General features: G+C 29.2%; 15 protein-coding genes. 11 read left to right on the forward strand and 4 right to left on the reverse strand.

Features of this window, described 5'->3' with window-relative positions:
- Nucleotides 1–2 precede the first annotated feature (2 nt).
- Nucleotides 3–1619 carry a family 20 glycosylhydrolase gene (locus tag Q0945_RS00415; RefSeq protein ID WP_299429662.1) on the forward strand — a complete coding sequence of 539 codons (1617 nt, stop codon included), beginning with the start codon at nucleotides 3–5 and terminating at the stop codon, nucleotides 1617–1619.
- A 65-nt stretch (nucleotides 1620–1684) separates the two neighbouring features.
- Here the strand turns inward: Q0945_RS00415 and Q0945_RS00420 are convergent, their stop codons facing one another.
- From Q0945_RS00420 to ruvX, 3 genes are read right to left on the reverse strand one after another with little or no spacing between them, the layout of a single operon-like run.
- Nucleotides 1685–2107: a DUF5606 domain-containing protein gene (locus Q0945_RS00420; RefSeq protein ID WP_299429663.1), complete on the reverse strand. Its 423-nt coding sequence runs from the start codon at nucleotides 2105–2107 to the stop codon at nucleotides 1685–1687.
- A gap of 60 nt (nucleotides 2108–2167) precedes the next feature.
- Nucleotides 2168–2758, reverse strand: coding sequence for a peptide deformylase (gene def / locus Q0945_RS00425; protein ID WP_299429666.1), 591 nt, complete (start codon nucleotides 2756–2758; stop codon nucleotides 2168–2170).
- Nucleotides 2758–3168 (reverse strand): Holliday junction resolvase RuvX, encoded by a 411-nt coding sequence (gene ruvX, locus Q0945_RS00430; protein ID WP_299429668.1) that lies wholly within the window; start codon nucleotides 3166–3168, stop codon nucleotides 2758–2760. The genes def and ruvX overlap by 1 nt, the downstream gene beginning before the upstream one ends.
- Nucleotides 3169–3269: 101 nt before the next feature.
- On the opposite strand from ruvX, the gene Q0945_RS00435 reads away from it, so the two are divergent.
- Complete coding sequence (locus Q0945_RS00435; RefSeq protein ID WP_299429670.1) at nucleotides 3270–4085, forward strand: 2,3,4,5-tetrahydropyridine-2,6-dicarboxylate N-succinyltransferase; 816 nt, start codon at nucleotides 3270–3272, stop codon at nucleotides 4083–4085.
- Nucleotides 4086–4173: 88 nt separating this feature from the next.
- Here the strand turns inward: Q0945_RS00435 and Q0945_RS00440 are convergent, their stop codons facing one another.
- Nucleotides 4174–5136: a hypothetical protein gene (locus tag Q0945_RS00440; protein WP_299429672.1), complete on the reverse strand. Its 963-nt coding sequence runs from the start codon at nucleotides 5134–5136 to the stop codon at nucleotides 4174–4176.
- Between the two features lie 281 nt (nucleotides 5137–5417).
- Between Q0945_RS00440 and Q0945_RS00445 the strand changes: the two genes are divergently transcribed.
- The 9 genes from Q0945_RS00445 to Q0945_RS00485 all read left to right on the forward strand — a co-directional run bounded on the left by Q0945_RS00445 (nucleotide 5418) and on the right by Q0945_RS00485 (nucleotide 14050).
- Complete coding sequence (locus Q0945_RS00445; protein WP_299429674.1) at nucleotides 5418–6221, forward strand: glycosyltransferase family 2 protein; 804 nt, start codon at nucleotides 5418–5420, stop codon at nucleotides 6219–6221.
- 109 nt (nucleotides 6222–6330) lie between these two features.
- Nucleotides 6331–7371: a hypothetical protein gene (locus tag Q0945_RS00450; RefSeq protein ID WP_299429675.1), complete on the forward strand. Its 1041-nt coding sequence runs from the start codon at nucleotides 6331–6333 to the stop codon at nucleotides 7369–7371.
- Between the two features lie 55 nt (nucleotides 7372–7426).
- Nucleotides 7427–8545 carry a glycosyltransferase family 1 protein gene (locus Q0945_RS00455; RefSeq protein ID WP_299429678.1) on the forward strand — a complete coding sequence of 373 codons (1119 nt, stop codon included), beginning with the start codon at nucleotides 7427–7429 and terminating at the stop codon, nucleotides 8543–8545.
- Nucleotides 8538–9629, forward strand: a complete 1092-nt coding sequence (locus Q0945_RS00460) for a glycosyltransferase (RefSeq protein ID WP_299429680.1) — start codon at nucleotides 8538–8540, stop codon at nucleotides 9627–9629. Before Q0945_RS00455 ends, Q0945_RS00460 begins: the two co-directional genes overlap by 8 nt.
- On the forward strand, nucleotides 9622–10392 hold the full coding sequence (locus tag Q0945_RS00465) for a glycosyltransferase family 2 protein (RefSeq protein ID WP_299429682.1): 771 nt from the start codon (nucleotides 9622–9624) through the stop codon (nucleotides 10390–10392). The genes Q0945_RS00460 and Q0945_RS00465 overlap by 8 nt, the downstream gene beginning before the upstream one ends.
- Nucleotides 10393–10401: 9 nt before the next feature.
- A complete protein-coding gene (locus Q0945_RS00470) occupies nucleotides 10402–10971 on the forward strand; it encodes an L-threonylcarbamoyladenylate synthase (RefSeq protein ID WP_299429684.1) in 570 nt (189 codons plus the stop codon).
- Nucleotide 10972: 1 nt separating this feature from the next.
- Nucleotides 10973–12397: an HD domain-containing protein gene (locus Q0945_RS00475; RefSeq protein ID WP_299429686.1), complete on the forward strand. Its 1425-nt coding sequence runs from the start codon at nucleotides 10973–10975 to the stop codon at nucleotides 12395–12397.
- A 314-nt stretch (nucleotides 12398–12711) separates the two neighbouring features.
- Entirely contained in the window at nucleotides 12712–12882 is a 171-nt protein-coding gene (locus Q0945_RS00480; protein WP_299430314.1) for a hypothetical protein, read from the forward strand.
- A gap of 154 nt (nucleotides 12883–13036) precedes the next feature.
- Nucleotides 13037–14050 carry a COX15/CtaA family protein gene (locus Q0945_RS00485; RefSeq protein WP_299429688.1) on the forward strand — a complete coding sequence of 338 codons (1014 nt, stop codon included), beginning with the start codon at nucleotides 13037–13039 and terminating at the stop codon, nucleotides 14048–14050.
- The last annotated feature ends 32 nt before the right edge of the window (nucleotides 14051–14082 follow it).

Below are 14082 nucleotides of genomic sequence, written 5' to 3' on the forward strand. Positions count from 1 at the left end.
AAATGAAGTTCAAAAACTTTTGCCAACTAACTATAATGGTAATCCTAACAATATTAGTTTTAGGGTGTAAAAAACAACAAAAACCAAGAATTAAATTTCCGATAACAGATTTATCTAAGGAAAATATAATCCCAAAACCATTAAAAACAATTGCAACAAATAATGCTTTTGGGTTAGATATGCATACTGCAATTTACACAACAAAAGGCGCTGCAGGTTTTGAAGACATTGGTATCTTTCTAGCTAAAAAAATTAAATCAAAAATTAATCTAGAAATTCCTGTAAATTCTGAAGGACTAGAAACTATTGAACGTGTTATTTACATTAACAAATCAGACAGTTTAGATCTAGATACTCCAGAAGCATACCAACTATATATAAACCAAGATTCTATTATTCTTAATTCTAATACTGCAGAAGGTGCCTTTAGAGGTATACAAACACTAAGGCAAATTATTCCCGAAGTAAGTAACGATACTCTAGCGAAACATAAGATTTGGCCTATAGCCTCTGGAAAAATAATAGATGCTCCAAATTTTGAATATAGAGCCTCAATGCTAGACGTTGCTAGGCATTTTTTTAGTGTAAAAGATGTAAAAAAATACATAGACCTTTTAGCTTACTATAAAATAAATGTATTACATCTTCATTTAACAGATGACCAAGGTTGGCGTATAGAAATAAAATCATGGCCTAAACTAACTAAAATAGGTGGAAGCACAGAAGTAGGCGGAAAATCTGGAGGCTTTTACACGCAAGAAGATTACAAAGAGATAGTTGCTTACGCAGCAGAAAGATACATTACTATAATCCCTGAAGTAGATATGCCCGGCCACACTAATGCAGCGTCTGTCTCCTACCCTATTTTAAATGGTAATGGGAAAGCACTTAAATTATATGAAGGCATGCGTGTTGGTTTTAGCACATTTAACACAAGAAAAGATACTGTATATAGCTTCATTAATGATGTAGTTAAAGAAATTTCAGCTATTACTCCAGGGCCATATTTTCATATTGGAGGAGACGAAAGTCATGTAACTAAGAAAAAAGATTATATCTATTTTGTAAATAGAGTAGAAAAAATTGTCCAAAAACATGGAAAAAGGATGATTGGGTGGGAAGAAATTGTAAATGCTAATGTAGACTCTACCTCTATATCTCAATATTGGAAACACTCTAAAAACGCTAAAAGAGCAGTAAAAAAAGGTATGAAAGTGATTATGTCTCCCGCAGAAAAAACGTATTTAGATATGGAATATGATACACTTTCTAAACATGGCTTACATTGGGCTGCTTATATTCCTGTGGATACTGCATACGTATGGACTCCTGAAAATTTTAAAGGTATACCAAAAGAAAGTATTTTAGGTATAGAAGCTCCCTTATGGTCAGAGACTATTAGCACTATAGAGGAACTAGAATATTTAGCTTTCCCAAGAATCATAGGCTATTCTGAATTAAGTTGGAGCACCAAAGAAAATAGAGATTGGGAAGATTATAAAGTTCGTTTAGGAAACCAAGCACCATTTTTAGATCGTATGGATGTAAAATATTACCAATCTAAATTAATAGATTGGAAGAAAAGCAAACGCACCTATGAAACTATAGAAAAAGATTAATTTTCTTCCATAAAAAAAGCCTTCATTATACCATAATGAAGGCTTTTTCTTTTTATAAATTTGGTTTATTCTTCCTCAGAAGCGTCCCCTTCTTTTTTCTCATCAAAATCTATAATACCCTGGTCATGTAGTAAATTATACCATTGCACTACCTTTTTAATATCACTAGCATATACTCTATCCTCATCATAATTTGGTAAAACTTCAAAAAAGTACTCTTCTAACTTTATTTTATCTGCTTTATGAGAAACACTAGTTTTACCTCCTTTTTCTTTTACTTGTATTTTTAAGAATACTTCTCTTAAAGGTAATTCTTCATCTAAAGTATAAATAGCAATTTCAGATAATACACTTACATTGCTACGCAAACTAACGCTTATCTTTTTTCCGTCTAATAAAGACTCTGCTACAAAACCTGTTCTTGTTTGCGTTAACAACTTATATAATCCTGGTTTACCAGAAATGGATAAAATTTTATCTAACCCCATACTACTATTAAATTTTTAAGACCGCAAATATGCTACTTTTACTTTAATTAATTAAGCTATTTAACGACGTTTTTTCATTTCGGGAAAACGCATTCTATAATCTGCCTTAATTTTCCCTTTAGATATATTGCTTAGTCTCCCCTTAAGCAATCGCTTTTTTAAACTAGATATCTTATCTGTAAAAAGTATTCCTTCTATATGATCATATTCATGCTGAATAACTCTAGCTAGCAATCCATTATAAGATTCTTTATGCTCTTTAAAGTTTTCATCTAAATAAGATATTTGTATAGTATCTTTCCTAGAAACATCTTCTCTTACATCTGGAATACTAAGGCACCCCTCATTAAAACTCCATTCTTCTCCTGCTTCTTCAGTTATTTTGGGGTTAATAAATACTTTTTTAAATCCCTCTAATTGCTTTTTTTCTTCGGCAGACATATCATCATCTTCTGCAAAAGGAGATGCATCTACTAAAAACAAACGAATAGGAAGACCTATTTGAGGTGCCGCCAAACCTACTCCATGTGCATTATACATTGTTTCCCACATATTTTCTAACAACGTATCTAGCTTAGGATAATCTTTATCTATTTCTTTGCCAACTTTTCTTAACACTGGGTCTCCGTAGGCTATAATTGGTAATATCATTACTTTCTGTTTAAATATGCTTGTAAAATTATAGTAGCACTAATTTCGTCTACTAAAGCTTTATTTTTTCTTTTATTTTTTTTTAATCCGCTATCTATCATGGTTTGGAATGCCATTTTAGAAGTAAACCTTTCATCTTGCCTTTCTACAGGCATATTTGGAAAAACTTTAGCTAATCTATTTAAAAAAGGAATTATATATGCTTCTGATTCTGATGGCGTATTATCCATTTGTTTAGGTTCCCCTACAATAATTATATCTACCTTTTCTTCTGCAACATACTTTTGCAAAAAAGGAACCAAATCATGTGTTGCCACAGTTGTAAGTCCAGAGGCTATTATCTGTAACTCATCGGTAACTGCAATTCCAGTTCTCTTTCTACCAAAATCTATTGCTAAAATTCTTCCCAAATTAATTTTTGGCAAAAATAAAGGATAAATTGTTATAACTATAAATTTGAAAGAGGTATTCCCATACTTCCACTTATATTTGTGGAAATTTTAGATACAAAATGACAGAATTACAAAATATTATAGAAAAAGCGTGGGATAATAGAGACCTATTAAAAGAAAACGCTACACAAGATGCTATTAGAAAAGTTATCGATTTATTAGATAAAGGAAAATTACGTGTTGCAGAACCTACTACAGATGGTTGGCAGGTTAATGAATGGGTTAAAAAAGGTGTAGTACTTTATTTCCCTATCCAAAAAATGGAAACATTAGAAGCAGGTGTATTTGAATACCACGATAAAATGCCTCTTAAGACAGATTATGCTGGCCAGGGTGTTCGTGTTGTTCCTGGAGCTTCTGCTCGCCAAGGTTCTTACCTTTCTCCCGGAACTATTTTAATGCCTAGTTATGTAAACATAGGTGCTTATGTAGATGAAGGTACCATGGTAGATACTTGGGCAACTGTAGGTAGCTGCGCACAAATTGGTAAAAACGTTCACTTAAGTGGTGGTGTTGGTATTGGCGGTGTTTTAGAACCTTTACAAGCTGCTCCAGTTATTATTGAAGATGGTGTTTTTGTTGGTTCTCGTTGTATTGTTGTAGAAGGGGTTAAAGTAGAGAAAGAAGCAGTTTTAGGAGCCAATGTAGTTTTAACTATGAGTACAAAAATTATAGATATAACTGGAGATAAGCCGGTTGAAACAAAGGGTGTTGTTCCTGCACGTTCTGTGGTTATTCCTGGAAGTTATACTAAAAAGTTTGCTGCTGGAGAATATAATGTTCCTTGTGCTCTAATTATTGGTAAACGTAAAGAAAGTACAAATAAGAAGACTTCTTTGAATGATGCTCTTAGAGAATATGATGTAGCTGTTTAGACTCATTTTAAAATTCATAATTAAACAAAAGCCATGAGATTGACCTCATGGCTTTTTTTGGTTATTGTATGAAACTTTTAGAATTAAACTACCAATTTACAGGAGCTGTCCAACTATAATAATCTCCATTAATTTGATGTTTTATAGACCCTGATAGATTTATATTCCATGGAGTAAGATTATTTACTGGAAAAGCACTTGCTATTTGTTTCCTATTCCATCTAGATCTTGTACATTTAATTCTGTCTTGAGCCCCCATAGCTATATTTTTTGTAATATAACTTCCAAAAGGACCGACTTTAATTGATACAGTACCATTTATATTATAATCATAATTTCTTTGTTCTAATTCAGCATATCTCAATTTACCTTTACTGTTTCTCCAATAAAGTTTAGTTTCGATCCACAAAAAAGCAGTATTACCTACCATTGTTGCTTTGAGCTGTTGAACATACCTCATTTGTCTACTAGAGAGCCCAGCCATATAATCATTAGTATAGCATTCAAGGTATCTTTCCCGATAAAAATCTTTATGAGTAGTACCAGCAGTACCATGCCCATTATTAGATAAATTAATTCTTGAATTTAAAGTAGCATTTTTATTTTCAGAACTTAATTCAATTGTAGTTATTTGAAGATTATCAATTTTTTTAAGCTCAGAATCTAAATCCGAATTTGCCATAAAAACACCATCAACAAAACTTATTGTTTGATCCGCAACTTTAAACTTATAATCTACATTCATAATAGCCATTAATGCAAAAGTAAGTTGATCAGCTATCTCTAATTCTGCATCATCATCTGTAGTAAAAGCTTTGATAAAAAAAGCATTTTCGTTATTATCTAATGACCAATCCACTACCTCTTCCTCTGAACTTAACTGGTTTATCTCTGTATGTAAAGCATAAAAGCTATCCCAATCAGTAAAAGTTAATCCCTGAAATTTTTGAACAGTGTTTTCAATTTCCAAATTTTCTTGATTAACATTGTTTCTTTCACAAGATGTTGATAAACCAAGAACTAATAATCCTAGTAATACAATTTTTTTCATTATCTATTTAATATTTATTAATAATTAGAGTAAAATTACTTCTTTAAATTCTTGATGACGCATAAAATCCTACAAAAAAAAGAAGGATAAACCTTCTATTTTTTATTGAAAAATTCTTTATGAATATAAATATATTACGTATCGTTTTCTCTAAATAGAATTAATCTTTATTAATACTAAAATTAAAATTCTTCCGTTATATAATCTACAGAATTTAATTTTACATACGCAACCTTTGTGTAATAATAGAATCTATAAAAAGACTATCTGTTAGTTCAAGAATGAAACAGCAAAATAAAATATCTGCTTTAATTATTACCTATAATGAAATGGGGTACATTGAAAAATGTATTGAATCTATTGCATTTGCCGATGAAATTATTGTGGTAGATTCTTATAGTACAGATGGCACTTACGAGTTTTTAGTTGAGCATCCTAAGGTAAAGGTAATTCAACACCCATTTTCAAATTTTACAGCGCAAAAAGCATTTACTTTAAAACAAGCTGCTAATGATTGGGTATTGTTTTTAGATGCGGATGAAGTGGTTTCTAAAAAATTAAAGACTGAAATTACTACTACTGTTAATTCTAACAACACTAAAGAAGCTTATTGGTTTTACAGAAAATTTATGTTTCAGAACAAAGCTTTAAACTATAGTGGGTGGCAAACAGATAAAAACTATCGCCTTTTTAGAAAAAGTAAAGCTACCTTTTGTAATAAAAGAATAGTTCATGAAACTTTAAATATTGATGGCGCTACAGGGAAATTAAAAAATAAGTTAGATCATTATTGCTATAAAAATTATAGCGTTTATAAAAATAAAGTAAAGCTTTATGGTCAGTTAAAAGCATTAGAAGCTTTTAATAAAAATAGAAAATTTAATTATTTATTGCTAGCAATAAAACCAAGCTGGAAATTTCTTTTTAATTATTTTATTAGATTAGGAATTTTAGACGGAAAAAAGGGTTTAACCATTTGTTATTTAGACGCCCTAGGAGAAGTAGAAAGATATCAAAAACTTAGACAATTAGAAGTTGAAAGTAGACAACTATCTAATATTCAAATAAAAGCTCTTAGTAAATAGCATTTTTATACTTCCTTTTTTAAAATAAACCTCTCTTTCATTCGACATTTTATATCTACTTAAAATTTTCAATTATATAGTAATACATTATATTGCAATATATTTTTTTATGAAAATTGCAATAATAGAAGTTAGTTCATCGCATGAAGAATGTATTTACACCCAAGTAAAATTCTTAACGGATTCAAAAAACAAAGTAACTCTTTTTTTACATCTATCTTTAGAAGCGCAAATACAAGAATATAAAAATCTTTTAACTGAAGTAAATTATTTTGATTTTGATTCCTTCTTAGGTTTAAAAAAAATTAAACTACAGTGGAAACTCTTACAACAATTAAAAGGTTTTGATATATTAATTTTTAATACAGCTAGCTCCTCTAAAATTGTTAGAAACCTTGCTTTCTTACTAAATTTTTATTCTGTGCAATGTATAGGTATCCTACACAATACAAAAAAACTTAATTCTAGCTTTACACAGAAAATAATATCAACTAAAATTAAAAAATACTATGTCTTAAATGACTATTTGGAGTTAAAACATAAGAAATTAAAAATTTGCAGTTTCTACCCTATTTTTTTTCCCAATTACTCATTTATAAATAAAAAAAAAGATAATGAAATATGGATTTCTATTCCAGGTAGAATTGATTACAACAGAAGAGATTATTCTTTTTTAATTAACTCCTTATCAAAAACAAAACCGCTTACTAAAATTAAATTCATTTTTTTAGGAAAGATAGACAATAACTCCGCGCAAGGGAAACAATTAATACATGAACTTAAACAAAATAATCTACTCAATCAGTTTATCGTTTTCAATAATTTTATTCCCAATAAAAAATATCATAGTATTTTAAAATCCTCTGATTATATTTTACCATTATTACAAACTGAAAATGATTACTTAAACCACAAAATCTCAGGAAGTTTCAATTTAGCTTTTGCCAATAAGACGCCATTAATATGTAATTCTTTCTTCCAAGAAATACCCGATTTAAAGGAAAACAGTTTGTTCTACTCATCTTCTACTCTAATTAATCTTTTAAAAGAAATTGATCAAGGAAAAGAAATAGGATTAAACAAATACATAAATTCAAAGTGGGTATATAAATTTCAAAAAAATAAATACTTAAACTTTATTAAAGAATAGTTACACTAACATTTTGGTTATCTTTGATATCGGTTGATACATTAAAATAAGTTCCATGAAAATCGGTTTTGACGCCAAAAGAATTTTTCATAATAATACTGGATTAGGAAACTACGGTAGAGACATATTGAGGATACTTCATGAGTATACGCCTATAAATGAATTTATTCTTTATAATACAAAAAAACCTAAAGCCTATAAAATTCCAAAATATCAAAAAATAAACATCCAATATCCAGAAAAATGGTTATGGAAACTTTTTCCTTCTCTATGGCGACTAACAGGGGTAAAACATCAAATTAAAAAAGACAAATTAAATATTTATCACGGTCTTTCAGGCGAAATACCTAAAGGGATATCAAAAAAAAACACCATAACTATAGTCACTATTCATGATTTAATTTTTCTATCACATCCTCACTATTATTCTTTCTTTGACAGACTCATTTATAAATCAAAGTTTAAATATGCTGCTAAAAATGCCCATAAAATAATAGCAATTAGTGAACAAACAAAAAGAGACATAATAAAATATTTCGATATTAAAACCGACGACATAAAAGTTATTTATCAAGGTTGCAATACAGCTTTTAAAAAAGAATATTCAAAAGAGGCTCAGAATAAAGTCAAGGATAAATACCAGCTTCCAGAAAAATATATTCTTAACGTTGGCACCTTACAGGAACGTAAAAATGCTTTATCCATTGTTAAAGCAATAAAAGATACAAATATTCAACTTGTTTTAATTGGTGGTGAAAAAAAATACGCCAAAAGTATACACGCCTATATAAAAAACAATCAATTAGAAAATCAAATATATTTTTTAAAAAATGTTGAAGTAAAAGAGCTTGCTATTATATATCAATTAGCATCTATCTTCTGTTACCCTTCTATTTGTGAAGGTTTTGGTATCCCCATTATCGAAGCTATGTACAGTAAAACCCCTGTAATAACTTCTACTGGTAATTGTTTTTCAGAAGCTGGTGGTCCTAATTCTATTTATGTTTCGGCATTAGATAGTCTTGCTCTAAAAAAAGAAATACTATTCTTATACAAAAACCCTGATGCATGTAATGAAATAGCTAAAAAAAGTTATGAGTACGTACAACGATTTAACGATGAGAATGTAGCAAAGAATATTTTTGAATTATATAATTCTGTTTCAAATGAGTAACATTTGTTTTTTTAATAGTGCTATAGAATGGGGTGGTGGGGAAAAATGGCATTTTGAAACTAGTTTATATATGCACAAAAAAGGACATAATGTTATTGTTATTGCTCATGTAAATAGTGTTCTTATAAAAAAACTTGAAGAAAACAACATTCCTTGTATAGGTTTAAACATAAATAACCTAAGCTTTATTAATCCATTAAAAATATACCGTATTAAAAAATATTTAATAAAAATAAATATTGAAACTATTATTATTAACCTATCTAGAGACCTGAAAATAGCTGGGATAGCTGCAAAAAAAGCCAAAACAAGAAGAATAATTTATAGAAGAGGAAGTGCTATACCCATAAAAAACAATTTTTTGAATCGTTTTTATTTTAAAAATATTATTACAGATATTTTGGCTAATTCTATAGCTACAAAAAAAACAATCTTAGAAAATAACAAATATTTATTCCCCGAAAATAAAATCAAGGTAATTTACAATGGGCTAGATATAGACCTCTTCGTAAACAACAAAGTCTCTCCACTTATTCCAGACAAAAAAAACGATAAAATTACATTAATAAATCTAGGAAGATTAGAATATCAAAAAAACCAAAAATTTCTTATTTATGTTGCTCAAGAATTAAAAAAGAGAGAAATGCAATTTAGAATTTTAATTGGTGGAGAGGGTAGTCTAAGAAATGAATTACAACAATTAACAAAAGAATTAGAAGTTACTCAGGAAGTAGAGTTTTGTGGGTTTATTGATAACCCAAAGGCATTCATGCTATCAGGAGACATCTTCTTACTTCCATCACACTGGGAAGGATTTGGATATGTACTTGCAGAAGCCTCTTTGTGCAAAAAACCTATCGTTGCATTTAACTTAAGTAGCAACCCTGAAGTTGTTATTAATAAAAAAACAGGAATTTTAACCGCAACACAGGATATAAAAGCCTTTTGCAATGCAATAGTAAAACTTTCTAAAGATAGTAAACTACAATATGAAATGGGATTACAAGGCTCTTATTTCATACGTAAAACATTTGATAAAAATCTTATATTAAGTAAGATAGAAAAGTACCTATTAAATGAGTAAAAATAAAATAAAATTATCAGCATTGTTAATTACTTACAATGAAGTATTACATATAGAAGAGGTTCTTAAAAATTTATCCTTTACCGATGAAGTAATAGTTATTGATTCTTTCAGTACTGACGGTACAATTGAAATAATAAAAAAATTCCCTAATGTAGAATTAATACAACGACCATTTATAAATTTTACTGATCAAAAAACTTATGCATTAAACCAAGCAAGTAATGACTGGATACTTTTTCTTGATGCTGACGAAAGAGTAACTGAATCTCTAAAAAAAGAAATACTAAATACAATAAATGACTCCAAAAAAAAAATAGTTGCGTACTATTTTTATAGAACCTTCATGTTTAAAAATAGAACACTTCGTTTTAGTGGTTGGCAAAGTGATAAAAACTATCGTTTATTTAAAAAAAGTAAAGTACATTTTGATTCCTCAAAAATTGTACATGAAACTCTAATAGTTAATGGTAAATCGGATGTTTTTAAAAACAAACTAATCCATTATTCCTATAAAGATTATAATGATTATAAAAACAAAATGATTAAATATGGAAAAATGAAAGCTAAAGAAGAATTTGATAAAAATAAAAAAGCTCATTTTTATCACTTCATATTTAGACCTTTATATAAGTTTGTAAATCATTATATTTTAAGATTAGGATTTTTAGATGGTATTAAAGGTATTAAAATATGCTATTTAAATGCTTTAGGAGTATATTCTAGATATAAAGAATTAAAACGTTTAAACAGTCTCCATTAAAACTATACTATGGATAATTTATCTATTGAACTTAAAAAAACAGTTGAAATTTTACAAAATGGTGGTCTTATCTTATACCCTACAGATACTGTTTGGGGTATAGGTTGCGACGCTACAAATGAAGAAGCCGTAAAAAAAATATATGCACTTAAGCAAAGAGAAGATAGTAAAGCTCTGATTTGTTTGGTTGGTAATGATGCTATGTTAGAACGCCATATTGAAAATGTTCCAGATTTAGCTTACGACATTATTGATTTAGCTACAAAACCAACTACAATTATCTATGATAACCCAAAGGGTATTGCTAAAAATTTAATTGCGGAAGATAATACACTTGCTGTAAGAATAGCTTCCGATAAATTTTGTCAATATTTAATTAACAAATTTAAGAAACCTATAGTTTCTACATCTGCCAATATTTCTGGCAAACCCACTCCAAATAGTAAAAGTGAAATTAGCAATGTTATTTTAAAAGGTGTAGACTATATTGTAAATTTGCAGCCACAACAAAATTTTGGATCACCATCTTCTATTATTAAATTAAGTAATGACGGACGGGTGAAAGTGATTCGTGAATAAAATGCAAGAAAATTACAAAACCGCTTTACAAGACCCAATATTTACAATTTTATCCCAAGCTACAGAAGAATTAGCATTAGAATCCTATGTTATCGGAGGCTATGTACGTGACTTTATACTAAAAAGAGGCTCACATAAAGATATAGATATTGTAACTGTTGGTAGTGGTATTGAGCTTGCAAAAAAAGTAGCATCTTTATTACCTAACAACCCTCAAGTTTCTGTATTTAAGAATTTTGGTACCGCCATGATTAAATACAAAAATTTAGAATTAGAATTTGTTGGTGCTAGAAAAGAAAGCTACCATAGAGACAGTCGTAAACCTGTGGTAGAGAATGGAACATTAGAGGATGATCAAAAAAGGCGAGATTTTACTATTAATGCTCTAGCACTTTCTTTAAACAAAACGTCTTTTGGAAACTTAGTAGATCCTTTTTCTGGAATAAGAAATTTAAAACAAAAAAGTATACAAACACCTTTAGAACCAGGCATAACGTATTCCGATGACCCTTTACGAATGATGCGTGCCATACGTTTTGCTACACAATTAAACTTTACAATAGAAAAAGAATCTTTAGATGCTATTACGAAACATAAAGATCGCATAAAAATTATATCTAAAGAACGTATTGTAGATGAACTTCATAAAATATTAGCAAGTAAAACTCCCTCTATTGGATTAGCTTTATTACATAAAACTGGATTATTACCTTTTATTCTTCCAGAACTTGTGGCGTTACAAGGTATTGAAGAAATAGAAGGACAAAAACACAAAGACAACTTTTGGCACACCTTAGAAGTTGTAGATAATATAGCCAAAACTACAGAGAATTTATGGCTACGTTGGGCAGCATTACTACATGATATAGGCAAAGCTCCTACCAAAAAATTTCATAAAAAAATTGGCTGGACCTTTCACGGACATGAGTTTGTAGGATCCAAAATGGTCTACAAATTATTTAAAAGACTTAGAATGCCTTTAAACGACAAGATGAAATTTGTACAAAAAATTGTACTCATGAGTTCTCGTCCTATTGTAATATCTGAAGATTTTGTTACAGATTCTGCAGTAAGAAGGTTAATTTTTGATGCTGGAGACCATATAGAAGACCTAATGACGCTATGTGAAGCGGATATTACTACTAAGAATGCTAGAAAGCAAAAAAAATACAAAAACAACTTTAAAATTGTTCGCCAAAAAATAGTAGAAGTTGAAGAAAGAGATAAAATAAGAAACTTTCAACCTCCAATCTCTGGAGAAGAAATTATGAATACTTTTGGACTACAACCTTCTAAAGAAATAGGAATTATTAAAGATGCTATTAAAGAAGCCATTTTAGAAGGTAAAATTTCTAATAATTATGAAGATGCTTATAATTTCATGCTAGAAAAAGGAAAAAAAATAGGGCTTAACATTACAAAATAATCTCATTAAAATTAGCTTTAAAACCACATATAATAGAAGCATCTAATAAAATCACCTCTTTTAAAAATTATTACATATACAAAAAACGAGGTTTCATATATACACTAACTTTACAAGACAACAAATAATTATTTAAAAACAGACCTTCATATATACATACAGGTAAATATTACCATACTTTTATTGATTTTTTAACAAAATTAAAATGAAATAATTACTACATTCATTACCAACTATCTTACTTACTATTAAGTACTATAAATAATTTAATTGCTCAGCAAGATACTCGGTACACAAAATATATGTATAATACTATGTCCGTGAGCTCTGCTTGGCAGGTTCACGCATTGTATTTAGCATTACTGGAGTACATCTTAATGGGTTTTGGTGAAACAAAACTTACTAATGAATATAGTAATGAGGTAATTTGCTCTAAAGAGAAACATCAAGCCAATAGACGTTCAGAATTTATTATTGTAAAATAGTTTAATTAACATAATAAGAAATAAGGCAGAAGACAATAGTTTTCTGCCTTTACTATTTTATAACAAATTCTTTATTTCTTAAGTCACTTCTATTTTTTATTAAAGCAAAGTATAGTAATTTTGTACTCTACATTTTTTATTATAAAATACATTTATGAAAGAAAACAAATCGGTAATATACTGGCTCCTTACAGGGTGTATTTTAATTTTTATAATGGTCCTTGTTGGTGGCATTACTAGATTAACCCACTCTGGGCTTTCCATATCTAATTACAAACTTATTTCTGGAACCTTACCTCCATTAAATGCGGAAGAGTGGCAAGAAGCTTTTGATTTATACAAACAGTATCCAGAATACCAAAAACTAAATTCACATTTTACCATAGAAGACTTTAAATCTATCTTTTTTTGGGAATGGTTACATCGTGTTATTGGGAGGTTTATTGGTCTAGTTTTTATCATTCCATTTATCTACTTTTTAATCAAAAAAAAATTAAACAAAACCACTCTAAAAAAATGTTTTATTTTATTAGGTTTAGGAGCGTTTCAAGGTTTCCTTGGTTGGTATATGGTTAAAAGTGGATTAATAAACAGACCCGATGTGTCTCATTTTAGATTAGCCGCACATTTAACAACCGCTTTTGTAACATGTGCTTACAGCTTTTGGGTTGCTTTAGATTTAATATACCCGGAACAAAAACCTGCAATACCGCGACTAAAAAAATTATTGCAAATTGCATTGTTTTTATTACTAACGCAAATAGTTTGGGGAGCATTTGTTGCTGGCTTAGATGCTGGGTTTATTCACAATCACTGGCCATTAATGAGTGATGGAAAATTAATTCACGAAACCGTTTATATAGAACAAACTTCATTATTTAAAAATTTTACAGAAGGAAAAAGCGGTGTACAATTTATTCATAGATACCTAGCATATATAGTTGTTGCCATAATAATTTATATAGGGTATAAGTCTAAAAAAATAGAAACCACTTTAGAACAAAAAAAGGGAATTAAATTGTTAATTGGCCTTGTAATATTACAATTTACTTTAGGTGTTTTTACCTTAGTTTTTGCAGTTCCTTTATCGTTAGGAATTGCGCACCAGATTGTTGCCTTTTTGTTACTAGGAGCAATGACCTTTACTTTACATAGATTCTCTAAATAATAAGTATTTATTGTAACTTTGCCTATTCACAA

This window comes from uncultured Maribacter sp., from assembly GCF_947500405.1.
In the GTDB taxonomy this organism is placed as follows: Bacteria; Bacteroidota; Bacteroidia; order Flavobacteriales; family Flavobacteriaceae; genus Maribacter_B.